The sequence below is a fragment of the Pseudomonas sp. GW456-12-10-14-LB2 genome (assembly GCF_002884345.1).
GTDB classification, from domain to species: Bacteria; Pseudomonadota; Gammaproteobacteria; order Pseudomonadales; family Pseudomonadaceae; genus Aquipseudomonas; species Aquipseudomonas paraglycinae.
In genome coordinates this window covers 1-26,104 of sequence record NZ_POHV01000010.1, presented here as the reverse complement: position 1 = coordinate 26,104, position 26,104 = coordinate 1, and the positions used below count along the sequence as shown (strand labels likewise).

Genomic DNA, 26,104 nt, shown 5'->3' with positions numbered 1-26,104 from the left:
TCTCCTGTCACTGTTTGCGTTGCTTGCGGGGCGCCGGTACTCGCCGGCGCGCGGGAAGGGCTTCGACAAACTTCACATCGCGAAACGTAACGGCCGTCGAATTTTCAGCCGCCGCATTAACCTTCACGGTAAGCGGTTCGGCACTGGTGAATGTCACCTCGGTGCCTCCTTGCCGGTCAGTCACAGTCTTGATCTCACCCTGAGGTAGCGGATCGAGTTTCCAGCTCACCGAGGCGCCTGCGATGGGGTTGTCGTAGTCGTCCAGGACAATGGCGCGGTAGGTCACCGGCGTTCCGATCAGCACGGTGCTGTCGGGCACGGGGAAAGGGTTTTGGGCTCTCAAATGGAGTGTGGCCATATCCGGCCCGATTTCGATCCTCGGTGCGGCCGTCTCCTCACCCAGATCCAGCCTGAAAACGGGAGTGACGCTGCCCATCCGGCTGTCCGGGAAAAACTTCACCGTCGCCGTGCCGTTGACGTCGGTGGTGATCATTGAAGTTTCAAACCGGCCCAGCGTGGTGGCGCAATGAACATTGACGTTCAATCGCGCCTGGCCTTCGCGGTTCTTTACCGTTACGGTAAATTCGGCAAATTCGTCCGGTTTGTTAGCGATCAACCTGACGGGGTCGGGCACCGTCGTCCAGTGCACGATCACGTCCAGCCCCACGGCCATGACGTCGTCAGCGTAATTCGGTTCGGTCGTGGTCGTCAGGCTGGCTCTGACAAGGTCTGCGACGTACTCATAGTCGGCATATTCGCTGTCCGGTGGCAGCTTCCCGAGCTCGAGGAGTGTCCTGGCACTCTGACCGGTCTTTTGGGCAAACAAGCGAATGCGTGTCAGCACATCGAGCTGTTGCAGGGTCACGACCAGGCCTTTCGACGGATTCACATGGGCAGCGCAGATGCGCACCTCATCCACGCTCCAGTTGAACAGCTCGGCGAGCCACTTCGCGGCTCGCTCCTGGACCAGCTCAAGCCCGTGATTGCTCAGGTTGGCCGGCAGCGTGTTAACGCGGCGCAGATAGTCAACCAGCCTCGTTTCCGGCTGATCACTCATGCCCAGGGCACGTTTGTAGACTGTCAGGTAATACAACGCTGAAAGGTCGAATGCGTCGACCGAGTGCAGACCGAACCATTCGCGATACCCGGTCGCGATGAAGTGAGTGAGAAATTCACCGCTGAGTTCCAGCCTCGCGACCACGGCGCTGCGTCTCGAGAACTCGGCCAACACCTGCAGAACAGGATCGCTCGACGGGTCTTCCCGCCGCGGCACAGTAGCGCTGTCCTTGGAGGCTTCCGGCAATCCGAGCACCTGAGCCAATACGAAATGCACATTTGCGCCGGACCAGCCAAGCACCTGCAGAACCAGATCCGGCTTCAGACCGCTATAAGCAGCCAACCCCTCCTGAACCATACTGTTCTGACTGGCGCGGCAACGCAGCACCACCGCCAGAATCAGCGCCACCAGACCTGTATCGAGGCTCCCCGTCTCCAACAACACGGCCCGCTCCGTCATTTCCCGGGCGTGGGCTTCGTAGGTCTGATCCGCTGACTCAACAAAATCACGAATCAGTCCCTGTTCGTCAACCAACGCCCTCAACGCCCGCAGCCACTGGCGATTGTTCGACAAGGGCTCGATACCGGCCATTTTCAGTACATCTTCCGTCACCCGAGCCACCGGGACCTGCCGACGCCATTGATCAAACAACGAGAGTTGTCTTTCATCGGGCCGGCTCGGTGGCCAGGCTGTTGCTTGTTGCACCACCCAGTGCACCGGCAACTGCGCGGTCCGGGCCCATTGCACGCCATCCATCAAGGCATGCATCACACTCAGTACGTCCGGCTTACCCGCTGATTGTTGGTTGTTGATCTGCGGCACGCCGGCCAGTGCGTTCACCCAGACCTGACCTCCCGTCAGATTCAACAACAGGACCGCCTCGATCGGAGTAATCCCCAGTAACCGGGGCAGCCTGACCATGCGATAAAAACCGGACACGATCGGCAAGCTGCACTTGAGCTCAGCCAGGCCGTGAGCGGCGGCAATCAGGTTGGCGAGGTAAAAATAGGTTTCCAGATCAATACCCAGGCCTGCGCACAATTGCTTGACCGTAATCAGGTCGGCAGCGGTCACGGGAATCACCGGGAAGGATCGGTCATCAAGTACCAAAGGACGAGAACCGGTGGCACCACTGTTGAAAACTCGATCGTATTGGGCACGCTCCGTGCCGCGCCCGAAAACGCAAAGCGGCCCGATAAAGGCGGCGAAGTCTTCTGCGGTGCATCCAAAGACCTCCCGCAGTGCCTGGAACAGCCCGAGAGCTCGCAGAGTATTGCTTGTGATCCAGTAGCGAGAAGGGGTCGGCGGGGGCACTTCAGCGAGCATTGCCGCAACGATCAGTCGATCGGTTTCGTAACTGGCCAACCGCAACCAGTCAGTCAGTCGCAATATACGATTGGCACGATCAACCCGCTCGGAATGGTCGGGCTCGTCGGGCTCGTCGGGCCTCCCCATATTCTCGAAACGATTGAGAAGGCCCGAGTCCGTTTTGACAATGGTAATGGACGGGGTCTTTGCCTCATGAACAAAGACAGACCCATGGTCCTTGCCTGTAACAGGGCCAGTGACGACACCCGGCGCATTTTCGGACAGGAAGGGAGTGAAACCTTCAATCGAAAGCAATGCCTCAAGCGCCGGCGTATCCAGCTTCGTTCTTTCATTGAAAACGTGGACGAGCCTCAGATTACCAATCGAAATTCCCTTGAGACCGAGGTATTTCTGGTAGAACTCGTCGCCCCCGTCTGGAAAATGACTCGCCTCGGTCAGGATTGTCCGCTGTGATGGACTCAACCGTGAAGCTTGAACGAGGGCGTCATCCGACTTGTCGCTCCATGGTGCCGAACGAAGAAAGCACGGATACTGCAAATCGCACAGACGCACCACGCTGCCCACCGATTCGCCATGTCCCTTCAGTACATGATCGAGCGTAACCCAAGGCCAGTGAAAGGGCAGTTCCCGAGGAAAGGCCTTCTGGTTCAACGCCTCATCGAGGTTTTGAATGGGCCCCTGCGTGGCGGTGATGAAGTGCTCCATGATGTGGCTGATCACTTCCACCGACGGCACTGCACCATGGACGGCCTTGACATCGATCAGCAGTTTTTCGAGATCCGTACGCCGGCCAACCAGCGGAAGGTCCTTGCCATCGGTTTCCCCCAGCCGATGCAATGCCCAATGCAACAGGGCTGTCAGATACGCCGCAGGCGAGTGAATGGCTTCGATCGCATCAGGCGGGCATAACGCGTCGAAGTTCGGCTTGAACAACAAGGCGTAAGTCGGACCGTTATTGAGCCCCGAACGCGCAACAGCTCTGGCATCTCTGGCAGTCAACTGGTGTTCGATGAACTGCCGCAATACCACGGTCGACAGCACATTGAGGCGCTGCTGGAACTCCCCGGCCTGCTGCCGGTTCAGGCCAAAATCGTGCATCAACCCGTCGACGCCTTTCTGCGCCAGTACGGCAACCGATCCCCCCGCCTTGAAAAAACGTGTCAGAGCCGTCGTGGACGAGCGCTTGGGTTTACCGACCGCTTGAGTGAACATCTTCTGAGCGATCTGAGCGGGAGAGCGGTACATGTGGATGCTCCTGGGTCTGAAACGACTTCCAATAAAGGAACGGCGCCTTTCGCATGGTGCCTGCAAAGGATTTGGCGTCATCGAGCGGGTGGCGTCTACTGTCAGAACTGACAGTAGACTTGACCTTTGGTCGGATTAAGCCTGACTTGGCGGTTCGTCAGGCGGCGCGACATCGAATCGCTTGCTGTCCGCTGGCATGGAATGTTTTCCACCCACGACCTGTACGGCACAGGCCCATTGCGGGCCAGCAGGCAGATTTCGCTCCGATATTCCGGCCCAACGTCCGCCGTTGGTCACAAGAGACTTGGCATGTTTATCCTCGGAGTCATACCAGGCGACCACATCAACCTTCGGACCCGCCAGAGCACCGCCTGCGAATCTGGGCGTTGCTCCCTCCCACTTGCCCTCCGACGGTTCGTTGAATGAGGGTGGGGGCGCAAGGCGCTGCAGGGGTCTTGCCTCGGACCAACCGGAGTGGAACTCCCCCTTGCGCTGCTCGGTGACGAGTGAAAGGTCGGTGCCGGTCCCTGGGATTTCGATCCGGCAAAACCATGTCCCGTTTTCCTGGACCTTGGCCTGCCCCAGCTCCGCACCACCCGGCAAAGCAACCACGACGGTATCTCTTGCGTATCCGAACCCGCAGATCACCGCAGTACGTCCGACAGCCTCACCACTACCTGGCGTTTCAATGTATGCCTTGTCGGGAACGATCGTGACCTGCACATCCTCGCTAAGTGGCGACTCCTGATCCTTGAAATACTGCCTGGCTTTCAGTACGCATGGCCCCACTGGCCGTGTGAAATTCTGTTTGAAATATCCATCGCCAAAATGCGGATAAATACGAAAGGGAACGCCGTCGAGATACACATCGACCTCAGTCCGGACGAATCCTTTCCCTGCTCTGGCATAACCTTCGACCGTGAATGTACGGGGGACCGATGTTCTTGTTGTTGGAAAGTCGATCCTTGGCGCATACAAAACCACTTTGAAAGCGACCGAAGTGCTGGGCAGCGATTGCAAGTCACCCAGCACCTGTATGGCGAAAACGGTTTGGGTCAGGTAGTCGAGTTCCGTGAGCTGTACCGACCAGGCATTCCCTGTTGCGAGCGTCTCTCCCAACCGGTCGAGGGTCACGAAATCGAAAACGCTGATCGTGAAGCCGTCGATCCCGCCGGTGCCGTGCAATACCGGCAAATGATCCGTTTGCCCACCGGGTGGTGGGGTGATCACCGGTACGCTCACCGCTATATCGAACGACATGGACACCGGATTAGAGGTTTGCCCGCCGAAAGTCTGCGTGACCGTGACCGTGTGCCTGCCGGGGCGAAACGCCGTGGGGCGCTGGAAGTCCCATTGCCCGTTCTTGTCCGTATCCGTAACCGGATAGGGGGTAGTATCGTCGCTGAACTTGATCGTCAGCACCGCTCCCGGCCAGCATTGGCCAGCAACCGTTGCAAACAAGCCGTTCGGGGTCACTTTTTCGATAAAGGCAGGGGGGGCGGAGATGACCACCGAAACAGGCGGTTGAACCCTTTCCGATTGCAGCGTTGTGAACCACTGAATGGCCGTAACCTGATACGTACCAGGAGCCCAGCGTGCTGTTGCCGTGCTGGTCCAGGTCGTATCTTCGGGAACGTCGACGATCGGCACGATCGCGGAGCTGGCGCCTTCCAGTCGGACCTCGATTCTGGAGGCCGGTTGACCGGACCAGTTCCTGCCCGTACCGGAGAACGTAGGAATGCCGTCCGGGCTGACGCGCACACTCAATGTTGGACGAGGAACAGGCACCACGACCTCGGTGCCCTCCGATATCCAGTCCGAATAGATCGGCTGCCCTACACCGTCGGGCACACTTTGTCGGCCACCGATCAGCGAAGTACCCGGCAACCAATCGGGAAAGAACACCGACCAGGGAGACGTTGTCACGGTAAAGGAGTGGAGAGGCGTCCCGTTGTTCACGACGTGGAGATAGAACGTCGCACTGATATGTCCGACACCTCCGAGGGTCACCTTGCCTTGGGCATCGACCTGTACCGTCAGTTTGCTCGGTTGCGGGGGTTTTATTTTAAATGGCCGATAATCGCTTCGATCGGAAGGCACTCCCAAAGTCTGCTGGGCAGTAAGGCGGACTTCGCCGGGAGCGATACTGGCCGGGATAACGACCGGTACACTCCAGTCATTCCCTGCTACCGATTGAAGAGTGCCAACCACCGCATCATTCAGATCGAGATGGATCCTCATGATGGCCCCGACCTCGCCCCCGGTGCCGCTGACGGTGAATGAACGGTTCTGTTCTGATTGGGCGGCGGGTTGGGTAATGACAGGCAATCCGGGCAAAACGAAAACAGGCACCTTGTCGGACCATGTCGTTTCCCCGGCATAGTCCTGGCTTACATGAAAAGTGAACCGCCCGATGGGGAGCGGTGTGGTCAGCCGTATGCTCCACTGTCCGCCTTGGGCCGTTCCAGATCCATAGAGAATCACCCCACTATCAGCCTCGTAGACCTTGATTGTCGCTCCCGAATGGCCCTTGCCATTGATCACCGGTTGACGCTCTCGCAGCGAGTCACCGGATTTTGGAGAGTCAATGGTGACAGCAGCCACCACCAGATTCACAGTGACACGGTTGGACTCGTCTGAAACAGAATTCCGGATAGTCTGTTTGGCGTAGAAAGTCAGCGTCTTAAGGCCGGGGGGAAAGGCGACAGAGGCAGTCCACCCTCCATCGGTCGCAATAACCGCAGTAGCGAGTTGAGCACCGCCATTGGCATTATGCAGGGTGATAGTTCCAGCGTTAGGAATGCCTCGCGTGCCGGTAACCGTGAATGGAGTCGTTGCCACATTCCCTGAGGGGCTTGTAATGACGGGCGTGGCGGGCTTGAAGGTGAGGACGATGTCCACATCCATTTCTACGTCACTGGCACCAGATCTGTCATAAATGTATTTGAAGTAAACAGTGGCGCTCCCGCTCGGTGAATTAATCCACCCGGTAGCTTCCAGCGTATTCCACTGGCCGTTTTGGTTACCTATATCATTCCAGGTGAAATCCCATGTGTTCTGACTGCTGGCTCTGACATATAAGTTGCCCTTTGTCCCTCCATTAGCCTTGGCGTTATAACGTGATGTTCTGCACTTGAATTGACTACCGTCCGCAGTAAATTCACTGAAAAATTCCAAACTGCACCAATAGGCAGTGCCTGCAACGGTTTTGTACGCTCTGATCTCTTGTCGTTCCTCCAAAACTTCATCTGACTGGATGAATGATGGCAACGTCGAAATGCTCGTGTCTGGAACATCATTTTCAATGGTGCCTTCTTCATGATCTTCCATAACCTGCTCCTCGACGGGATGTATAGGACACGAGCTGACCGTTCTCATTAATGCCAATTCGGTTATGGCCGACACCTGTAAAATCTGACAGTCCCGACAAACGGTAACTCTTCCCACAGCCCGCTTCGGCAGCGTCCTGCAAGTCGTAACAACGGGCTACGACGGCTTGTGCCATTGCCTACAAATCACTCAGAATCCGCCGGCTTGTGCGCCTTGGCGTTGCCCCGTAACTTGATCCGTGTCGCTGCCAATCAGCGGCCGGGTTTAGTCGCTCGGGCAGGTATTACGAAAGGTGTATAAGCGTCATCAAGTCGGGTACTCCCTATCCCCGCACTCGATGGTGGCTGTACGCAGGGCGCCCTCGGGCGCGCCGGTTTTTCGTAATTCCTCCCGGTCGACTAACCTGCGTTCAGCCGCCACCCCTCGTTTAGTCGCGAGGTGGTGGCAGGCCCACTAGAGGATTTACGTTTATGTTCAAAGCAACTCCAAATCCACCACTGGACACCGACCCAACAGAACCGTCCGATCAACCCGATCCGGTCTCCCCCTACGCCTCCGTCGATTCAAAGAAACTCCACGACGCCGCTCACCGGGCTCTGGATTTCTACCTCAATCCCTCGCCCGAAAAACCGCGCAATTCCGTGGATCGCGGCATGCAGATGTTCAAGGTCGATCCCGAGATCAACCCCGAAGCCATCGCCATCCAGACCTACGAAACCTTTTCGTCAGTCAGCATCCTGCTGCTCGACCTGGCCGACAGCCTGGACGACAAGCCGCGGCATCTGGCGATGGCGATCTATCAGTTGAGTGAGTTGGGGTTGTTGCTGGTGGAGAAGACGCTGGATAACGAGCGGGCGATTGCGATAACCGCATAAGAAAAAAGGCCACAACCTTCGTCAGGTTGTGGCCCTTTTTTGTTTTCAGGCCGAGGCCGGCAACGGCTGAAAACTGAAATACTGCTTCAACGCCTCGACCAGTTGCCCATACTCGGGCGGTGTCCGGTACAGGCTGAAGCCGGCGTCGTAGTGTCGGGGGGTCGCGTCTTCGTGGCACCACAGGCAACAAGTCGTCAGGTCGATAACCTGCTGACAACCCTCGCCCAAGGGGATTTTCAGGCGCAGGTTGAACTCGGCACCGATCATCATCGGCAACTGGCTGATGAGCATCAAACCGTCTTCGGACACGTTGCCCAGAAAGCCGATGGGTTTGTCGGTGACGCTGTTGAACACTCGCAGAAAATACGGCAGCTGATGCCGTTCGATTCGACGGTCGGTAAACATACTCAGTTCGCCATGCAAGGCTCCATCACAGAGCCGCACTCTCGCTTCGGAACGGACCTGTGCGTCAGGTTCGCTCTCCCCGCTCCCGGTGTGGCGCTCGCCACGTGCATCTCATGCCAGTCGCAGGTGTTGCGCCGGTACAGAATTCGATCTGCACCGGTTTCATTCGACTATAGCTCACCCTATACAAGCAGCCAGCTTTTGTATGACAACCGCCATCAGAACCGGGTTGGACGGACCACGGCGGCAGCGCTGCGAGTCGGGTAGTGACCCAGGCTCTGCAGGGTTTCCAGACGCGCGCGGGCGCGGTAGGCGTATTCGCTGTTGGGGTACGAGGCGATGATGAACTGATAGGTCTGCGCCGCATCGACGAACATTTTCTGCCGCTCGAGGCACTGGCCGCGCATCATCGACACTTCCGGCCACACGTAAGGGCGGGCACGGCTGGCGCGTTCGACCTTGGACAGTTCGAGCATCACTTGCTCACAGTTGCCCCGGTCGTAGGCGCTGTAGGCGTTGTTCAAATGATGGTTCATCGACCAACGGGTGCAGCCCGAAGCGGCGAGGACGCTGAGGGCAAGGGCGGCAATGGGCACGAATCGCATGGGGGGGTTCTCCTGTCTTGTGCTCTGTATCGACCCCTGGTCGGAAATCTTCAGGCGCGTTTGTCCCAAAGTTGCCGTGTTCAATAAAGAAACTATTAAGTAGTGCAAACGAACAATGACTACACCCCAAGAGCATAGTAGCCTTCGCTGGCGCTTGAACTTGAGGAGTCTTTGCATGTCCGTCCGTCGTACCAAAATCGTCGCTACCCTTGGCCCGGCCAGTAACTCGCCGGAAGTTCTCGAACAGCTGATTCTGGCTGGCCTGGACGTCGCCCGTCTGAACTTCTCCCACGGCACCCCCGACGAGCACAAGGCTCGCGCGAAGCTGGTGCGTGACCTCGCTGCCAAGCACGGCCGCTTCGTCGCCCTGCTGGGTGACCTGCAAGGCCCGAAAATCCGTATCGCCAAATTCGCCAACAAGCGCATCGAGCTGAAGATCGGTGACCAGTTCACCTTCTCCACCAGCCATCCGCTGACCGAAGGCAACCAGCAGGTGGTCGGCATCGACTACCCGGACCTGGTCAAGGACTGCGGCGTGGGCGACGAGCTGCTGCTCGACGACGGCCGCGTGGTCATGCGCGTTGAAACCGCCACCGCGACCGAGCTGAACTGCGTCGTGACCATCGGCGGCCCGCTGTCTGACCACAAAGGCATCAACCGTCGCGGTGGTGGCCTGACCGCTCCGGCCCTGACTGAAAAAGACAAGGCCGACATCAAGCTCGCCGCTGAAATGGAAGTCGACTACCTCGCCGTGTCCTTCCCGCGTGACGCTGCCGACATGAACTACGCCCGTCAACTGCGCGACGAAGCCGGCGGCACCGCCTGGCTGGTGGCGAAGATCGAACGCGCCGAAGCCGTGGCCGACGACGAAACCCTCGACGGCCTGATCAAGGCTTCCGACGCCGTGATGGTTGCCCGTGGCGACCTGGGTGTGGAAATCGGCGACGCCGAACTGGTGGGCATCCAGAAGAAAATCATTCTGCACGCACGCCGCCACAACAAAGCGGTGATCGTGGCGACCCAGATGATGGAGTCGATGATCCAGAACCCGATGCCGACCCGCGCCGAAGTGTCCGACGTGGCCAACGCCGTGCTCGACTACACCGACGCCGTGATGCTGTCTGCCGAATCCGCTGCCGGCGCTTATCCGCTGGAAGCCGTGCAGGCGATGGCGCGCATCTGCGTCGGCGCTGAAAAGCACCCGACCAGCAAGACCTCCAGCCACCGCATCGGCAAGGAATTCGAGCGCTGCGACGAGAGCATCGCGCTGGCGACCATGTACACCGCCAACCACTTCCCGGGCGTCAAGGCGATCATCGCGCTGACCGAAAGCGGCTACACCCCGCTGATCATGTCGCGTATTCGTTCGTCGGTGCCGATCTACTGCTTCACCCCGCACCGCGAAGCCCAGGCCCGCGCTGCGATGTTCCGTGGCGTGTACACCGTACCGTTCGACCCGGCTTCGCTGGCCCCGAACGAAGTCAGCCAGAAAGCCATCGACGAGCTGGTCAAGCGCGGCGTGGTCGAGAAAGGCGACTGGGTCATCCTGACCAAGGGCGACAGCTACCACACCACCGGCGGCACCAACGGCATGAAGATCCTGCACGTGGGCGACCCGCAGGTCTGAGTGACCGGTTGCTGAAAACGAAAAGCCCCGCCATGTGAATGGCGGGGCTTTTTCATTTCAGATTGATCGTTCCCACGCTCCGCGTGGGAATGCCTCAATGGGCGCTCCGCGTCCGCTTCGGCATGGGACGCGGAGCGTCCCGGGCTGCATTCCCACGCAGAGCGTGGGAACGATCGGTGCACGGAGTGCGGCGGCGGTCGGCGGATATCTCAATGGCGTTTGATGAACCCGGTCAACACCGCCAACGCCTCCGGCGACCTCAGCCGCTGGGTGAACAGCGCGCCCTCCTCCTCGATCACCTTGCGAATCAACTCGCGATCCGGCGCGCGCATCAACTGTTTGCTGATCCGCACCGCCTCGGCCGGCAGCTCATCAAACCGCAACGCCATCTCCCGCGCCTTGGCCAACGCGGCTTCGCCACTGCCCAGCGCCTCGGTTGCGATGCCCCATTGCGCCGCCTGCTCACCGGTGAAGCCTTCACCCAGCAACAACAGCTCCGATGCCTTGGCCTGCCCGAGCAAGCGCGGCAGGATCAGGCTGGAACCGAACTCCGGGCACAAACCGAGGTTGACGAACGGCATGCGCAACCGCGCATCCCGCGCCACGTACACCAGATCGCAATGCAGCAACAGCGTCGTGCCAATCCCCACCGCCGCCCCGGCCACGGCGGCAATTACCGGTTTGCGGCATTCGAGCAGTTCGAGCATGAAGTGAAACACCGGGCTGTCGAGGTCGCTCGGCGGTTGCTGGATGAAGTCGGCGATGTCGTTGCCGGCGGTGAAGCACTCGGCGCTGCCGGTGATCAGCACGGCGTTGATTTCAGGATCGCTGTCAGCCTGTTTCAGCGCGTCGCCCAACTGGCTGTACATGGCGCGGGTCAGGGCGTTTTTCTTGTCGGGGCGGTTGAGGCGCAGGGTCAGCAAACCGCGTTCGCGGTGCAGCAGGATGGCTTCGGGCATGGCAGGTCTCGCGTCTGAGAATTCAGCGCTCAACCACGGCTCAGGAAGACATCGGCCAGCAGTTGATTGCGCGGCAGTCCGGCCAGGAACAGACGCTTGGCAAACGCGTCGACGCTGGCAGTCGAGCCGCAGACTAAGGCCAGGGTTTGTCGGGAAACAAGGCGCAGTTGCGCCAAAGCGCCCGGCAACTCGGCCGCCGTCCACCCTTCGACGCTGAGGTTTTCCCGCTGCGCAGCCAGTGCTTCAAGGGGTTTGGCCAGGTAATGCCCGTCGGCATCATGGGCCAGATGAATGACGCGGATGGCGCCCCGATGATCGTGACGCAAGGCTTCGCGCAAGACACCGAACAACGGGCCGAGGCCGGTGCCGGCGGCAAGCAGCCACAGCGGCCGGTCATGCCAGTCCGGGTCGTAATGCAACGCACCGCCGCGCAGTTCGCCGAGGCGGATCGGGTCGCCGATCTGTAGGCGGCGCGCGGCATCGCTGAATTCGCCGGGCTGGCGGCAATCGAGGTGGAACTCGAGAAAGCGGTCTTCTTCCGGCAGGCTCGCCAGCGAATAAGGACGCGCAATGTGGCCGGCCCATAGCACCAGATGCTGGCCGGCGCTGTAGCGCAACGGCCGCTGGGGTGTCAGGCGCAATCGCAGCACGCTGTCGCCGAGCCAGTCCAGCGCTTCGACCGTGGCCGAGCGACCATCGGTGACGGGGTCGAAAGTATGCACCTGCAAGTCTTCGATCACCTGGCACTGACAGGCCAGCCGCCAGCCCTGATCACGCTGCTCGGCGCTCAAGGCATCGGGGCGACTGTCGGCGGGCAAGCCCTGCACGCATTGCACCAGACACGCATGGCAACTGCCGGCGCGACAGCTGTAAGGCACCGCCACACCGTTCTGAAGGAGGGCATCGAGCAGGTTGCTGCCCGCTGCCACCGACCACTGTCGTTCACCGACCCGCAGTTCAGGCATCGACGTTCTCCCACGCGGCTGCGCAACGGTTGCGCCCGTCACGCTTGGCCCGGTAGAGCGCCTGATCGGCACGCTGCAAGGCATCGTCCAGATCATCGCCCAGTTCCAGCAGGGTCATGCCGGCGGACAGGCTCAGGTTTTTCACATTCAGGCCCACCAGTTCAACGTCGGTGAAGGCGATGCGCAGCCGTTCGCAACAGGCGGTCAGGCGCTCGGCGTTGCAATCGGGCAGCAGCACCACGAATTCTTCACCACCATAACGCGCCAGCACATCGCCGTCGCGCAGACAGGCCCCGGCCACCCCGGCGAAGGCTTGCAACACCTGATCGCCGGCGGCATGGCCGTGAATATCGTTGATGCGCTTGAAGTGGTCGAGGTCGATCAGCGCCAGGCCATGCACCACGTCGGCCTCCATCGCATTCAGCTCGCGGGTGGCCAGGCGCAGGAAATGCCGGCGATTGAACAGCCCGGTCAATTCGTCGGTGGCCACCAGGTCTTCGAGCTGGCGCATCATCCCGCGCAGGGTGTCCTGATGCGCCTGCAAGGCGAACCGGCGCTGACGCATGCGTTGGCGCGACGTCTGGACGAAACGCGCGTAAATCACCAGCCACGCCAGCACGATCAGCAGAATGCACGCCTGCAACGCGGACAGCGCCGGATCGTGAAGACGCATGTGATAACCGTCCCACAGCGTGATGGCGCAGAAGCTGAAGAACACCAGCATCGCGCAGCGCACGAACGCCCGTTGTGAAAGATGGAACAGGCCGAACAGCAGGATCAGCACATAAAAGACCAGAAACTCGCCCCGAGCCTCCTCCAGATGTGCAATCAGCCACGTCTGCCAGCCGAGGCCAAGCAGCACTTGTGCTTCCGTCAGGCTCGGGTCGGAAAAACGCAGGTTGCAGCCAGAAAAGAATAGGGCAAATAGGGTCGCCTGACTGATTACCACCAGTGCGCTGCCGACGGCGACGCCGGCCAGTGAGTCATTGTAATGACCAGTGAAATACGCCAGCCACAGCAGCAGCAAAGCCAATCCATAGGTGGCTGCAGCGAGGGCGAAGCGTTTGAGCAAAAGACGTTGAATGGCGTTATGGGTCAATCGTTGACTCACCGTGCGATAAGAGGCTGACCGAGTGTCCTACTCTACAGACCGGCTGCCACTTTAGTGGCCCAGTCGATAAATGACCATTGATTTTCGGGCCGGGTATTTGGCGTCAAAAACCTGCAGCCATGCGACCAACGAATGACTCCCGGCAGATGTGCCCGCCACCGAGGCGCGGTATACTGCCGCGCCTTTTTAGCGTCGCGCCAGCAGCCCCGGCGTGCCTTGAAAGGTGTCTGCGACCGACCGATGCACCCAAGCCGCAGGCACCTTATTGAATGTTCCCGTCTTTTAGAGGAGCGCGACTCATGACCGTGATCAAGCAAGACGACCTGATTCAGAGCGTTGCCGACGCCCTGCAGTTCATTTCCTACTACCACCCCGTGGACTTCATCCAGGCGATGCACGAAGCCTACCTGCGCGAAGAATCGCCAGCGGCCCGTGACTCGATGGCGCAGATCCTGATCAACTCGCGCATGTGCGCCACCGGCCACCGGCCGATCTGCCAGGACACCGGCATCGTGACCGTGTTCGTGCGTGTGGGCATGGACGTGCGTTGGGATGGCGCGACCATGAGCCTGGACGACATGATCAACGAAGGCGTGCGCCGCGCCTACAACCTGCCGGAAAACGTCCTGCGTGCTTCGATCCTGGCCGACCCGGCCGGTGCGCGTAAGAACACCAAGGACAACACCCCGGCGGTCATCCACTACTCCATCGTTCCGGGTAACACCGTGGAAGTGGACGTAGCGGCCAAGGGCGGCGGTTCCGAGAACAAGTCGAAAATGGCCATGCTCAACCCGTCCGACTCGATCGTTGACTGGGTACTGAAGACCGTTCCGACCATGGGCGCCGGCTGGTGCCCACCGGGCATGCTGGGCATCGGCATCGGCGGCACCGCCGAGAAAGCCGCCGTCATGGCAAAAGAAGTGTTGATGGAATCCATCGACATTCACGAGCTCAAAGCCCGTGGCCCACAGAACCGCATCGAAGAAATGCGTCTGGAGCTGTTCGAGAAGGTCAACCAGCTGGGCATCGGCGCCCAAGGCCTCGGTGGCCTGACCACCGTGCTCGACGTGAAGATCATGGATTACCCGACCCACGCCGCCTCTTTGCCGGTGTGCATGATCCCGAACTGCGCCGCCACCCGTCACGCGCACTTCGTGCTCGACGGTTCCGGCCCTGCTTCGCTGGAAGCGCCACCGCTGGACGCCTACCCGGAAATCGTCTGGGAAGCCGGCCCGTCGGCCCGTCGCGTCAACCTCGACACCCTGACCCCGGAAGACGTGCAGAGCTGGAAGCCGGGCGAAACCGTCCTGCTCAACGGCAAGATGCTCACCGGTCGCGACGCCGCGCACAAGCGCATGGTCGAGATGTTGAACAAGGGCGAAACCCTGCCGGTGGACCTCAAAGGTCGCTTCATCTACTACGTCGGCCCGGTTGATCCGGTCGGTGACGAAGTGGTTGGCCCGGCTGGCCCGACCACCGCCACGCGGATGGACAAGTTCACCCGTCAGATCCTCGAGCAGACCGGCCTGTTGGGCATGATCGGCAAGTCCGAGCGTGGCCCGACCGCCATCGACGCGATCAAGGACAACAAGGCCGTGTACCTGATGGCCGTCGGCGGTGCCGCTTACCTGGTGGCGCAAGCGATCAAGAAGTCCAAGGTCCTGGCGTTCGCCGAGCTGGGCATGGAAGCGATCTACGAGTTCGAGGTCAAGGACATGCCGGTCACCGTCGCGGTGGACAGCAAAGGTGAATCGGTGCACATCACCGGTCCTGCGATCTGGCAACAGAAGATCAGCGAAAGCCTGGCGGTTGAAGTGCAGTAAGCGCTTCATCCGTCAGTGAAAAGGCCGGGCGGTCAGCAATGACCGCCCGGCCTTTTTTTTCGCCTGCCATAAAGTGCAGACAAAGACACCTGTCAGATCTGACAGGTGTCGAAGGAAAAATGCTCTGTTAGCGTGCAATCTCGGCATTCACTGGTTGCGTTGCTATGGTTCCTGATGCAGATGCGCTCGTCACCCCGCCCTCCATTGCCAAAACTGCGTCCATTGCCACCAATGGACGCAGTTGGGGGGAGATCGGTGCGACCGGGCAACGGTCTTACTCACTGACGTTGCCGATCATCGCTGCGCGCTCGCTCAATCCTGACCTGCAACTGGTCTATGACGGCAACGCGGGTAACGGCAAGTGCGGCCTCGGCTGGGACTTGCCGCTGCCAGTCATCTCCCGCAAGACCAGCAAGGGCGTACCGAAATACGCACCCGACGACGTCATGCAGGCGGACGGCACCGATCTGCGACCCGAACTGACAACCCGCGGCAAGATCAAGGCAACCCGGCGCACCCGTGGCAAGGGCAAGAACGCCCGCAAGTTTTCCGTGGTGCGCTACATCCCTCGCCTGGAAAGTACGTTCGACCGCTACGAACGCTGGACCTCTGCCGACGGCAATACCTTCTGGATCGTGTTCCGCGCTGACGGCTCGCAAGATTGCTATGGCAATAACCCGGGCTCACGCATCTACGACCCGGCAGACCCAGGCAATATCGCCACGTGGTTGCTGGTGGAAACCCGGAACGCGGTGGGAGAAAACATCTTTTACGAATACAAGGCCGATGACAAAGTCGCCGACGCTCGTTTTGATTACCAGGCCCAACGTTATTTGCGTCAGGTCTGTTACTGCAACAAGAGCGCCAGCACTGATCTGTATTGCCTTGGTAATGAGCAGCCAGAACTGCTGGACTGGCTGTTCCGGCTGGTCGTCGACTACGGCGAACGGGTCGCTGGCTATGACGACATCCCACCGTACACGGCTGCCAACGAAAACGCCTGGACAGTACGCTCCGACCCATTTCGCATGCATCGATTCGGCTTCGAGGTCGGCACACGGCGCCTGTGTCGGCAGTTTCTGCTGTTCAACCACACCGGCCCCGCTCCTGCCCTGGTCAATCGCCTGTTGCTGGAATACGAAACCACGCCGCAGCAATACAGCCAGCTGAAAGCCGCGCATCACATGAGTTATGACGCCGCCGGCCAGGTCAAACACACGCCTCCTATCGAGTATTTCAATCAGTCTCTTGTGCTCAACACCCTGCCCCAGGCGTTCCTTGCACTTGATCGCATGCCCGGCCTCGACAACGGCCAGCCCTATCATTGCGTCGATCTCTATGGTGAAGGTTTGCCCGGTTTCCTTTGCCAGTACAACAACGCCTGGTACTACCGCGAACCCTTGCGCGGCACACCCGGGACGGACGAGATCAACTACGACCCATGGTCTTTGCTGCCATTGATCCCCAATGCCGACAGCAGTAAATCAGTGCTGCAGATCCTCACCGATCTTACCGGCAACGGACGTCTGGACTGGGTGGTCGCGCAGCTCGGTGGCAGCGGTTATTACACGCTCAACCCGGATCGAAACTGGTCATTGTTCAAACCTTTCAGCCAGTTCCCTGTGGAATTTTTCCATTATTCAGCGCGAATGGGCGACTTTAGCGGTGACGGGCTGGACTCGATGGCCCTCATCGGCCCGAACAGCGTGCGGGTGTATGCGAACCTGAGGGAAAAGGGCTTCGCTCCCGGCCAGGATGTACCCCATGCCCCGGACAGATTGCCGCTGTTCAGCGATGACAAAAGCGCACTGGTGACCTTCAGCAACATGGGCGCCAGTGGAATGGAGCTATGCCGGATTCGCCACGATGAAATCCGTTGCTGGATCAGCCTCGGCCATGGTCGGTTCGCAGAAGGTTTCAAGTTGAGCGACTTGCCGTTCAACTATGGCGAGTTCGATGCCGACCGGGTGCGTATCGCCGATCTGGACGGCTCCGGTGCCCCGGCCTTCATTTACCTGTCTTCGGATTATTTCGAAATCTGGCTCAACCAGGGCGGCAATGGCCTGGCCGCGACGCCGGTACGCGTCCCATGGCCCAGAGGCGTGCGCTATGACAACCTCTGCCAGGTGACCTTCGCCGATCTGCAAGGCATTGGCTGCGCCAGCCTGCTGCTGACCGTGCCACACATGAAACCGCGGCACTGGGTGTATCACTTTGTCAGTGAGCGGCCGTACCTGCTTACCGGCTGCAATAACAACATGGGCTACAGCGCCACCCTGAGTTATCGCAGCAGCGCACAGTTCTGGCTGGATGAAAAACGCCAGGAGCTGATCGCACGCAGGCGCCCGGTCTGCCATCTGCCGTTCCCGCAGATGGTGCTCGAATGGTTGCGTCAGGATGATGAAGTTACCGGTAATTACCTGATGCAGTTCCACGAGTATTTCGAGGGTTACTACGACGGGCTCGAGCGCGAATTTCGCGGCTTCGGCCGGGTCTGTCAGATCGACAGCGAACTGGAATCGGGCAAGGCCGAGAGCGGCCATACGGCGCCGATGCGGATGACGCACTGGTTTCATACCGGCAAAAGTATCGATCTGACTTTGAACAATATTGGCGACCTCGACGATGAGATACAGCCACTGTGCCCCACTGTCATTTCAGCCTACGACACAAAACTTCGCAAAGAGCGCATTCGCAAGCGCCGCAAGGCCGACGACCCCGAAATTGCCTACGCCCTGGCGGGTCGCCTGCTTCGCACCGAAGTCTGCCAGGCAGACGACCCTGCCCCTGCGCGCCTGTTCTTTCTGAACGAGTCCCGCTATCGGGTGCGGGTCGTCAACGAAAGCCCATCCAGCCTGCTGGTGCTGGAACTGGAAAGCCGCAGCCAACAATACGAACGTTTCATGGACGACCCTAACTGTCAGCACGTGGTCAATCTGGCGTGGAACGAATACGGCCAACTGACTCACAGCCTGACGGTTGCCTGCGCACGCCGTCGAACCGAAACAGACGAACCGCCCTTCGATCAAGAGGATCAGCGGCGCGCCTGGGTGGACAGTCACGATGAGCAACAGCGGCACTTCTATCTGGCGGAAACCCTTGCCGAGCACACGCACCTGATCACTGACGGCCACTGGCTGCTCAATCTGCCCTTGCGCAGCGCGGCAATGCGCTGATGTTGCCCAAGGGGGCATTGCCGGGTGGATTGACTGCGGACGCAATCAGTTTCGAAAACGTCGTCCTACACAAAGACAGTGCGCAATGGACAGCGGCCCGCGAGCTGACCTCGCTCTCGCAACAAACCTATCTGGAGGCGGCCGGCGAGATTCTGTATCCGCCATTGGCGGGACCAACCGAGCAGGCGGTGTTCGACAAAAAAGCACTGGCAGCCTACGACGACGTCCCAATTGTCATTCGGGACGAGTTGGCAAAAATCGGCTACGCCCCGATGAAGCTGTTCTTCCCGGAAGACCCGGCACAGGATCTGCTGCAAAACCTGTGGTCGGCACGGAGCGGCTTCTTTACTTACGACAATGCCAACGGTTTTTATCACGTCACCGATGTGCAACCGACCGCCAGCCATGGCGCAACCCACATCACCCGGGACGCAGACCATCTGCTGACCATTGCCATAAGACCGCCGGACGGCTGCGTCACGACAGTGACCTACGACATGCACACACTGCTGCCGTGGAGTGTCACCGACCCCAACGAGAATATTCACGAAGTGCTGTACGAAGCGGGGGGGCATCCCATCGCGCACAGTTCTCATGGAACCGAAGGGGGCGTGCGCGCCGGTTTCGAACCTCTGTCCGTTTATCCACCTCAGTCTGATCTGAGCGTCGAGTTTGCCCTCGCCAATCCGAAAACCGTGCTGGCGTCCGCTGCCGGCGTGGTGCGCACCGATCTGTTCAGCTGGATGCCATTGCTCCCAATCAAAACGGCGCGGCTCAAAAGAAAGCAATGGATCGCCAACGGCCTGATCCTGCCCGACGGGCACATACGCGCATCGGCCCTGCGCGGGTTGACCAGGCTGAAAAAACGCACTGCCAGCGAACAGACCCTGCTCAATATCATCCAGACCGCCCTCAGGCAGCCGGTTCACAGCCTCAGCCTGGTTGCCGACCGCTACCACACCGACCCGTTGCAACAGATTCAGATGACCCTTCGCTACGTCGACGGATTCGGCCGGGAACTGCAAAACAAACAGCTAGTGCCGCCGGGCGATGCCTTTGTGGCCACGTCCGATAACGGCCTCGAGACCGGCGCCGACGGCAAGCCGATTGAAATGCCCGCCGCGCGTCGCTGGCGGGTCATGGGACGCATCGAATACAACCACAAGGGCGAACCGATTCGGACCTATCGCCCTTATTTCCTCAACACCCATCGCTGCATCAATGACAGCGCCATGCGTGAGCACGGCTATCACGACCAAATGTTCTACGACGCGTTGGGGCGTCCGGTCCGGACACTCAATGCCTTGGGCGATCTGGCGTTCGAGCTTCTGCATCCGTGGTTCAAACTCAGTTACGACTTCAACGATACCCACGAACCAGCGCCCGCCGGGCCGGCGAAGAAAACCACGCCGGCAAAACCTGCAAAACGGGTCAAGTCATGAACACCGGCGTGCACCATCTCACACCGAAGATGTCGGTAATCGGCCCCCGTGGCGAGGCTGTCAGGCACGTTGACTATCTGCGCACGGTGGCCGGCGGAGAGGTGCGAGCGCTCATCAACCGACTGCAATATGACGTGGCCGGCCACCTGGTTGCACAGCGAGATCCGCGCCTGTCCACACCCAATACAACAACGGTGCACAGACTCGATGGCATGGCGGTCAGAACCCACAACGTCGACGGCGGAGAACACACTGTCCTGCCGGGCCTCGGCAGCGAGCTACTGCAAAGCTGGGATGCAAACGACAATCACCGGGAGATGGGCTACGACCCGCAACTGCGGCTGCGGAGCGTCACGGAAAACGGGGTAACCGGCATCGAAAACTTCAACTACGACGACGCCCTGGCCGACCCGACGCACAACCTGCGCGGTCAGATGACGGCGCTAAGCGATCCATCGGGCACGTTACAAATCAACAGTTTCGCCATGAGCGGCCCGTCACTGGAAGAAACCCGCACCTTCAAGGACGGCAAGATCTGCACCAGCCGCCAGCGCTTCAGCGCCGTCGGTGCGCGGCTGCAAATCATCGACGCCGGCGGGCATGTACAGCAATCGACCTACGACATCGCCGGGCAGCTTATTCAAGTGCAGCTGCAACTCAGAGGACAAAACCTCCAGAATATTTTGAACGGCGCGACTTACAACGCTGCCGGCCAGATCACCGAGCAACGGCTCGGCAACGGCGTGACCAGCCACTGGCACTACCGGCAGGCCGACGGATGCCTGCTTCGCCAATATGCGCAAAAGGCATCAGAACCGGCGGTTCAGGATTTCGAGTATGAGTACGACGCAGCAGGAAACGTCATCCGGATTGTCGCTCCCACCTACAAAACGACGTTTTTCCGCAACCAGCGGGTCGACGGTGAACGTGCATTTGTCTATGACTCGATGTACCGGCTGAAGCACGCCACTGGTTACAGCGACGCCCCGCCCGCAGACAACCCCGGGCGGCCGCAACCCACCGATCCCAATGACCGACTCAACTACGTCGAGTCTTTCGAATACGACGATGGCAACAACCTGAAGAAATTGACCCACGTTCGCGACGGCAACACCTACACCCGCGAGATGTTCATTGACCCTGCGAGCAATCGCGGTGTGCGCTGGAAAACGGGGGACCCGGTCCCTGATTTCGGCGCTCTGTTCGACCCTGCCGGCAATCTCAGGCATCTGCAGGCCGACCAGCCGCTCGACTGGAACAGCCGCAACCAACTGCAATCGCTGACCCTCGTCGAACATGACAGCGGGCCATCGGATCAGGAGCTGTACCAATACAGCCAGGGCACCAGGGTCTACAAACGTCACGAAACCCACACCGGCAAAGTCAGCCACGTGGATGAAGTGCATTACGTGGGAAGTCTGGAAATCCGCACCAAAAGCAGCGGTGAGGAATTGCACCGGATCACTGTCGCAACCGGTATCGGTGAGGTGACTTGCCTGCACTGGGTAGCCGGAAAGCCGCCGGGCATCGATGTTGATCAGGTGCGTTATTCCCATTCCGACCACCTGGGATCGAGCGTGACGGAGATTGATCAACGGGCGCAGATAATCAGCCGCGAAAGCTACTACGCCTTCGGCGGCACCGCGTCGATGGCAGCCCGCTCGCAGATCGAAGCGGACTACAAGTTCATCCGCTACTCAGGCGAGGAAGCAGACGCCACCGGGCTTTATTACTACGGCGCGCGGTATTACGCGCCGTGGTTGTGTCGCTGGGTCAGCAGCGACCCGGCCGGGGATGAGGACGGGCTGAACCGGTACGCATTTGTCGGGAACAACCCGATGACATACGTCGACACTAACGGGCAGACCAGGACACCTGCAGAGCTGAAAAGGCAGGCTGACTACTCGATGAACTTCCTGAGTGCAGCCAACAGGCAAATGGACGTTCTCGAACGACAGATTGACAACCTTTCGAGTCGGAGTCGGTTCCGTACCGTCACCACTGCAAAATTTGTCGTACAAGTCTCGAAGGTTCTTGCCAGTTGGTTCTCCACAAACGATCTCTTCAGTGCGGTGGAAACATTAGCCGGAGGAGATCCTTATTCATCAATGGTGGGTGAACTCAAGGGGCTGACCATCGGCAACTTCACCGCTGATCGTTCCGCTGAACTGGTCGATATGGCCTTTTCAAACTTTCAGGACGTTTCCAACCCTCTGATACCCCGCAAAGCCGATATATCGGCTGAATCACTCTCGCAACAGGCGAGGGGTGTGGAAAGTGGCCCCCTCGATGCTTTCATGCACATCAGATCTTTTGAGCCAAAGGACGCCATCGAAGCCTCGGTCAATGCCATCTCCGCCACCGGGGGATCACAACTCTACGGCGTCGGAGAATTAATAGAACTCGCGAAAGTGGCAGAACAGGGAAGCAGGGCCGAAGAAGGCATGTTTTCACAAGAGATCGACGCGCATCTGAATGCGCTCGACGCATTGCGTGAGAAAGTTGTCAGAGTATCCAATGCCGGCCAAATAGCCTTCAGCGAGCTTGGGGTCAACGAGTTCTACAACTCGGATGTCGATCATCTACTCGATCTGGGGCAAGGGAGAGTCGGCACTCAACAAGCCAGATCAGTCAGACTCGATAATCTGCACGCACTCACTGAAAAAGCCTTGTACGTTGTCGATGACAGAAAGCAAATGCTCAAGACCTATGGCAGGCGGAACGCGCACAAACAGAAGAACAACTAACAACCGACAGGTGATCAAACCGGGCACGCAAAGGTGAAAATCTGGTCAAGTGGCAATGATGGACACCCAGGGTCATCAGGGGAAAATCACTGACATGCTCCGCAGTCTGGCAAACACGCTTCGACACCACCGGGCCAGACAGAGGGCAGCCCGTGAACACACGGATTTTATAGTGTGATAACACTGCCAGCACCCGGCGACATGCTATCGTGCCCGCCCGTCCTGCCATCCGTTTGCCCCAGCATGCTGCCGACTTCCCGTACCCTGCGTCTGTCGTTGTATACCCTGCTGATCATCGCCGGTGCCGCCCTTGCTGCAACGCTTGCGATCCGCCACGCCGAGCGCCAGGCGCTGGAAGAAGACGCCGCGCGGGCCAATCAACAGCTGGCGCTGTACGCCAACTCGCTGCATACCCTGATCGACCGCTATCGCGCCCTTCCAGCCGTGCTGGCGCTGGACCCGCAATTGCGTGCGGCGCTGGCCGGCCCGGTCGACGCCGAACAGCAAGCGGCGCTCAACCTGAAACTGGAAAAGATCAACGGCGCGGCGCAGTCCTCGACGCTGGAACTGCTCGACCACACGGGCCTTGCGGTGGCAGCCAGCAACTGGCGTCTGCCCAGCAGTTACGTCGGTCACAACTACGGCTTTCGCCCCTATTTCAGTCAGACCCGTACCCAGGGCACCGGGCGTTTCTACGCGGTTGGCGTGACCAGCGGGATTCCCGGTTACTTCCTGTCCAGCGCGGTGCTCGGCGACAACGGCGAGTTCCTCGGGGCGATGGTGGTCAAGCTCGAATTCCCCGAACTCGAACGCGAATGGAGCCAGGGCAGCGACACCCTGCTGGTCAGCGATGCGCGCGGGATCATCTTCATCGCCAACCAGCCCGGCTGGCGCTATCGCCTGCTGCACCCGCTGAGCCCGGCCGATTACCGCGAGATCAAGTCCACCCGCCAATACGACAAACAGTCGCTGGTGCCGCTGACGCATCTGGCGCTGCGCAGCTTCGATGACAACAGTGATCTGCGCCGCGTCGAAGGCCCGCAAGGCACGGCGGATTACCTGTGGGAATCGCTGCCGTTGAGCGCCGAAGGCTGGACCCTGCATCTGCTGCGCCGCCCGCAAATATCTTTCGAGGATCAGCGCAATGCCGGGCTCGCCGCCGCCGGAGTATGGCTGGCGCTGGTGTTCCTGCTGCTGTTCCTCAATCAGCGCTGGCGCCTGGCGAAGATGCGCCAGCGTAGCCGCGAAGAGCTTGAGCAACTGGTCGAGGAACGCACCCGGGATTTGCGCACCGCCCAGGACGGTCTGGTGCAGTCGGCAAAACTGGCGGCACTGGGGCAGATGTCCGCCGCGCTGGCCCACGAAATCAATCAGCCGTTGACCGCCCAGCGCATGCAACTGGCGACCCTGCGTCTGCTGCTAGATCATGGCCGGGTCGATGACGCCTACAAGGCGCTCAAACCGGTGGATGACATGCTCACGCGCATGGCCGCCCTCACCGGCCACCTGAAAACCTTCGCCCGCAAGAGCCCCAGCGGTTTGCGCGAACGGCTGGATCTGGCGACGGTGGTCGATCAGGCCCTGCAATTGCTCGATACGCGTCTGCGCGATGAACAGGTCAGTCTGGTGCTGCACCTGACCCGTCCGGCCTGGGTGCGTGGCGATGCGATCCGTCTGGAGCAGGTGCTGATCAACCTGCTGCGCAATGCCCTCGATGCCATGCAGGGCAAACCCTGCAAGCGTCTGGAAATCCGCCTGGAAGCCGACGAGCAACTGTGGCGCCTGAGCGTCATCGACAACGGCGGCGGCATCGCCGAAGAACATCTGGGTCAGGTGTTCGATCCGTTCTTCACCACCAAACCGGTGGGTGACGGGCTGGGTCTGGGGCTGGCGGTATCCTTCGCCATCGTCCATGAATCCGGCGGGCGCCTGTGCGTCGAAAATGGTGACAATGGCGCAGTGTTCAGCCTGACCTTGCCGATCGATCTGGAGGCGCATATCTGATGCTCAACTCGGTGATGGTGGTCGATGACGAAAGCAGTATTCGCAGTGCCGTCGAACAGTGGCTGAGCCTGTCCGGGTTCGAGGTGCAGCTGTTCAGCCGCGCCGAGGAATGCCTGGCGGCGCTGCCCGCGCATTTTGCCGGGGTGATTGTCAGCGACGTGCGCATGCCCGGCCTCAGCGGTCTTGAACTGCTGGCCGAAGTGCAGCGCCGGGATGCCGACCTGCCGGTGATTCTGCTGACCGGCCACGGCGATGTGCCGATGGCGGTCGAAGCCATGCGCGACGGCGCCTACGATTTTCTGGAAAAACCCTTCAGCCCCGAGACCCTGCTCGGCAGCCTGCGCCGGGCGCTGGACAAGCGTCGCTTGGTGCTGGAAAACCGCGCCCTGCACGAACAGGCCGACAACCGCGCCAGACTCGATGCGACGTTGCTCGGTGTGTCCCGTGGCTTGCAGACCTTGCGCCGGCAGGTGCTGGACCTCGCAACATTGCCGGTCAACGTGCTGATCCGTGGCGAGACCGGCAGCGGCAAGGAACTGGTCGCCCGTTGCCTGCACGACTTCGGCCCGCGCGCCGACAAGCCGTTCGTTGCGCTGAACTGCGCGGCGATCCCCGAGCAGTTGTTCGAAGCCGAGTTGTTCGGGCATGAGAGCGGCGCGTTCACCGGGGCCTCCGGCAAGCGCATCGGCAAGCTGGAATACGCCGACGGCGGCACGCTGTTTCTCGATGAAATCGAAAGCATGCCCTTGGCTCAGCAGGTGAAACTGCTGCGGGTGTTGCAAGAGCAGAAGCTGGAGCGGCTGGGGTCGAACCAGAGCATTCGGGTGGACCTGCGGATTGTCGCGGCGACCAAACCCGATTTGCTGGATGAAGCGCGGGCCGGGCGTTTTCGTGAAGACCTGGCGTATCGCCTGAACGTCGCCGAGCTGCGACTGCCGCCGTTGCGTGATCGTCGGGAAGACATTCCGCTGTTGTTCGAATCCTTCGCCCAGAGCGCCGCCCAGCGCTTGGGCCGCACGTTCCCGCCGCTCAGTGGCGCGCAGTTAAGCCATCTGCTGAGTCATGACTGGCCGGGCAATGTGCGGGAGTTGGCGAACGTTGCCGAGCGTCAGGTGCTGGGGCTGGATGAACCGGTGCAGGGGATTGATCCGGGGCAGTCGCTGGCGGCGCAGCAGGAAGCGTTTGAGGCGCAGTGTTTGCGGGCTGCTTTGACCCGGCACAAGGGGGATGTGAAAGCGGTGCTTGAGGAGCTGCAACTGCCGCGTCGCACCTTCAATGAAAAGATGCAGCGGCATGGGTTGAGTCGGGAAATGTTTTTGGTTGATTGAGTTCGGCTGGATATTTTTCGCGTGGCTGAAATCCATCCCCCTCACCCCAGCCCTCTCCCCCAGGGGGGGGCGAGGG

General features: G+C 60.0%; 15 protein-coding genes. 8 read left to right on the top strand and 7 right to left on the bottom strand.

Going from position 1 to position 26,104, the window contains the following annotated elements; genetic code table 11:
- Nucleotides 1–7 precede the first annotated feature (7 nt).
- Both C1X29_RS08725 and C1X29_RS08720 read right to left on the bottom strand, forming a co-directional pair.
- Nucleotides 8–3,631, bottom strand: a complete 3,624-nt coding sequence (locus C1X29_RS08725) for a Tc toxin subunit A (protein WP_158247899.1) — start codon at nucleotides 3,629–3,631, stop codon at nucleotides 8–10.
- A 135-nt stretch (nucleotides 3,632–3,766) separates the two neighbouring features.
- Nucleotides 3,767–6,961: a hypothetical protein gene (locus C1X29_RS08720; RefSeq protein ID WP_102717249.1), complete on the bottom strand. Its 3,195-nt coding sequence runs from the start codon at nucleotides 6,959–6,961 to the stop codon at nucleotides 3,767–3,769.
- Between the two features lie 470 nt (nucleotides 6,962–7,431).
- Here C1X29_RS08720 and C1X29_RS08715 point away from each other — a divergent pair, with 470 nt between their 5' ends.
- A complete protein-coding gene (locus tag C1X29_RS08715) occupies nucleotides 7,432–7,836 on the top strand; it encodes a DUF6124 family protein (protein ID WP_085745230.1) in 405 nt (134 codons plus the stop codon).
- A gap of 45 nt (nucleotides 7,837–7,881) precedes the next feature.
- On the opposite strand, the gene C1X29_RS08710 is transcribed toward C1X29_RS08715, so the two are convergent.
- Both C1X29_RS08710 and C1X29_RS08705 read right to left on the bottom strand, forming a co-directional pair.
- Nucleotides 7,882–8,241, bottom strand: coding sequence for a PilZ domain-containing protein (locus C1X29_RS08710; RefSeq protein ID WP_102717248.1), 360 nt, complete (start codon nucleotides 8,239–8,241; stop codon nucleotides 7,882–7,884).
- Between the two features lie 218 nt (nucleotides 8,242–8,459).
- Entirely contained in the window at nucleotides 8,460–8,846 is a 387-nt protein-coding gene (locus C1X29_RS08705) for a tol-pal system YbgF family protein (RefSeq protein WP_011335675.1), read from the bottom strand.
- 175 nt (nucleotides 8,847–9,021) lie between these two features.
- Here C1X29_RS08705 and pyk point away from each other — a divergent pair, with 175 nt between their 5' ends.
- Nucleotides 9,022–10,473 (top strand): pyruvate kinase, encoded by a 1,452-nt coding sequence (pyk, locus tag C1X29_RS08700; RefSeq protein WP_007951250.1) that lies wholly within the window; start codon nucleotides 9,022–9,024, stop codon nucleotides 10,471–10,473.
- Between the two features lie 209 nt (nucleotides 10,474–10,682).
- Here pyk and C1X29_RS08695 read toward each other — a convergent pair whose 3' ends face one another.
- The 3 genes from C1X29_RS08695 to C1X29_RS08685 are packed head-to-tail and all read right to left on the bottom strand — an operon-like array spanning nucleotide 10,683 to nucleotide 13,496.
- On the bottom strand, nucleotides 10,683–11,432 hold the full coding sequence (locus tag C1X29_RS08695; RefSeq protein ID WP_102717247.1) for an enoyl-CoA hydratase-related protein: 750 nt from the start codon (nucleotides 11,430–11,432) through the stop codon (nucleotides 10,683–10,685).
- A gap of 29 nt (nucleotides 11,433–11,461) precedes the next feature.
- A complete protein-coding gene (locus C1X29_RS08690) occupies nucleotides 11,462–12,397 on the bottom strand; it encodes an iron-sulfur-binding ferredoxin reductase (RefSeq protein WP_102717246.1) in 936 nt (311 codons plus the stop codon).
- Complete coding sequence (locus C1X29_RS08685; protein WP_085745233.1) at nucleotides 12,390–13,496, bottom strand: diguanylate cyclase; 1,107 nt, start codon at nucleotides 13,494–13,496, stop codon at nucleotides 12,390–12,392. Before C1X29_RS08685 ends, C1X29_RS08690 begins: the two co-directional genes overlap by 8 nt.
- Before the next feature lie 311 nt (nucleotides 13,497–13,807).
- On the opposite strand from C1X29_RS08685, the gene C1X29_RS08680 reads away from it, so the two are divergent.
- The 6 genes from C1X29_RS08680 to C1X29_RS08660 all read left to right on the top strand — a co-directional run bounded on the left by C1X29_RS08680 (nucleotide 13,808) and on the right by C1X29_RS08660 (nucleotide 26,028).
- Nucleotides 13,808–15,331, top strand: a complete 1,524-nt coding sequence (locus C1X29_RS08680) for a fumarate hydratase (RefSeq protein WP_007960181.1) — start codon at nucleotides 13,808–13,810, stop codon at nucleotides 15,329–15,331.
- A 164-nt stretch (nucleotides 15,332–15,495) separates the two neighbouring features.
- A complete protein-coding gene (locus C1X29_RS08675; protein WP_306461039.1) occupies nucleotides 15,496–18,507 on the top strand; it encodes a SpvB/TcaC N-terminal domain-containing protein in 3,012 nt (1,003 codons plus the stop codon).
- A gap of 17 nt (nucleotides 18,508–18,524) precedes the next feature.
- Entirely contained in the window at nucleotides 18,525–19,949 is a 1,425-nt protein-coding gene (locus C1X29_RS29780; RefSeq protein ID WP_306461038.1) for a hypothetical protein, read from the top strand.
- Complete coding sequence (locus tag C1X29_RS08670) at nucleotides 19,946–22,696, top strand: RHS repeat-associated core domain-containing protein (RefSeq protein WP_102717245.1); 2,751 nt, start codon at nucleotides 19,946–19,948, stop codon at nucleotides 22,694–22,696. The genes C1X29_RS29780 and C1X29_RS08670 overlap by 4 nt, the downstream gene beginning before the upstream one ends.
- A gap of 243 nt (nucleotides 22,697–22,939) precedes the next feature.
- Nucleotides 22,940–24,700, top strand: a complete 1,761-nt coding sequence (locus tag C1X29_RS08665; protein WP_102717244.1) for an ATP-binding protein — start codon at nucleotides 22,940–22,942, stop codon at nucleotides 24,698–24,700.
- The gene (locus tag C1X29_RS08660) at nucleotides 24,700–26,028 is read left to right on the top strand and encodes a sigma-54 dependent transcriptional regulator (protein ID WP_102717243.1); all 1,329 of its coding nucleotides are present in this window, start codon (nucleotides 24,700–24,702) and stop codon (nucleotides 26,026–26,028) included. The genes C1X29_RS08665 and C1X29_RS08660 overlap by 1 nt, the downstream gene beginning before the upstream one ends.
- The last annotated feature ends 76 nt before the right edge of the window (nucleotides 26,029–26,104 follow it).

What these genes read in the sequence shown, in the direction of transcription:
- C1X29_RS08725 (WP_158247899.1), bottom strand. Translation starts at nt 3,631, where the DNA reads ATGTACCGCTCTCCCGCTCAGATCGCTCAGAAGATGTTCACTCAAGCG.
- C1X29_RS08720 (WP_102717249.1), bottom strand. Translation starts at nt 6,961, where the DNA reads ATGGAAGATCATGAAGAAGGCACCATTGAAAATGATGTTCCAGACACG.
- C1X29_RS08715 (WP_085745230.1), top strand. Translation starts at nt 7,432, where the DNA reads ATGTTCAAAGCAACTCCAAATCCACCACTGGACACCGACCCAACAGAA.
- C1X29_RS08710 (WP_102717248.1), bottom strand. Translation starts at nt 8,241, where the DNA reads ATGTTTACCGACCGTCGAATCGAACGGCATCAGCTGCCGTATTTTCTG.
- C1X29_RS08705 (WP_011335675.1), bottom strand. Translation starts at nt 8,846, where the DNA reads ATGCGATTCGTGCCCATTGCCGCCCTTGCCCTCAGCGTCCTCGCCGCT.
- pyk (WP_007951250.1), top strand. Translation starts at nt 9,022, where the DNA reads ATGTCCGTCCGTCGTACCAAAATCGTCGCTACCCTTGGCCCGGCCAGT.
- C1X29_RS08695 (WP_102717247.1), bottom strand. Translation starts at nt 11,432, where the DNA reads ATGCCCGAAGCCATCCTGCTGCACCGCGAACGCGGTTTGCTGACCCTG.
- C1X29_RS08690 (WP_102717246.1), bottom strand. Translation starts at nt 12,397, where the DNA reads ATGCCTGAACTGCGGGTCGGTGAACGACAGTGGTCGGTGGCAGCGGGC.
- C1X29_RS08680 (WP_007960181.1), top strand. Translation starts at nt 13,808, where the DNA reads ATGACCGTGATCAAGCAAGACGACCTGATTCAGAGCGTTGCCGACGCC.
- C1X29_RS08675 (WP_306461039.1), top strand. Translation starts at nt 15,496, where the DNA reads ATGGTTCCTGATGCAGATGCGCTCGTCACCCCGCCCTCCATTGCCAAA.
- C1X29_RS08670 (WP_102717245.1), top strand. Translation starts at nt 19,946, where the DNA reads ATGAACACCGGCGTGCACCATCTCACACCGAAGATGTCGGTAATCGGC.
- C1X29_RS08665 (WP_102717244.1), top strand. Translation starts at nt 22,940, where the DNA reads ATGCTGCCGACTTCCCGTACCCTGCGTCTGTCGTTGTATACCCTGCTG.
- C1X29_RS08660 (WP_102717243.1), top strand. Translation starts at nt 24,700, where the DNA reads ATGCTCAACTCGGTGATGGTGGTCGATGACGAAAGCAGTATTCGCAGT.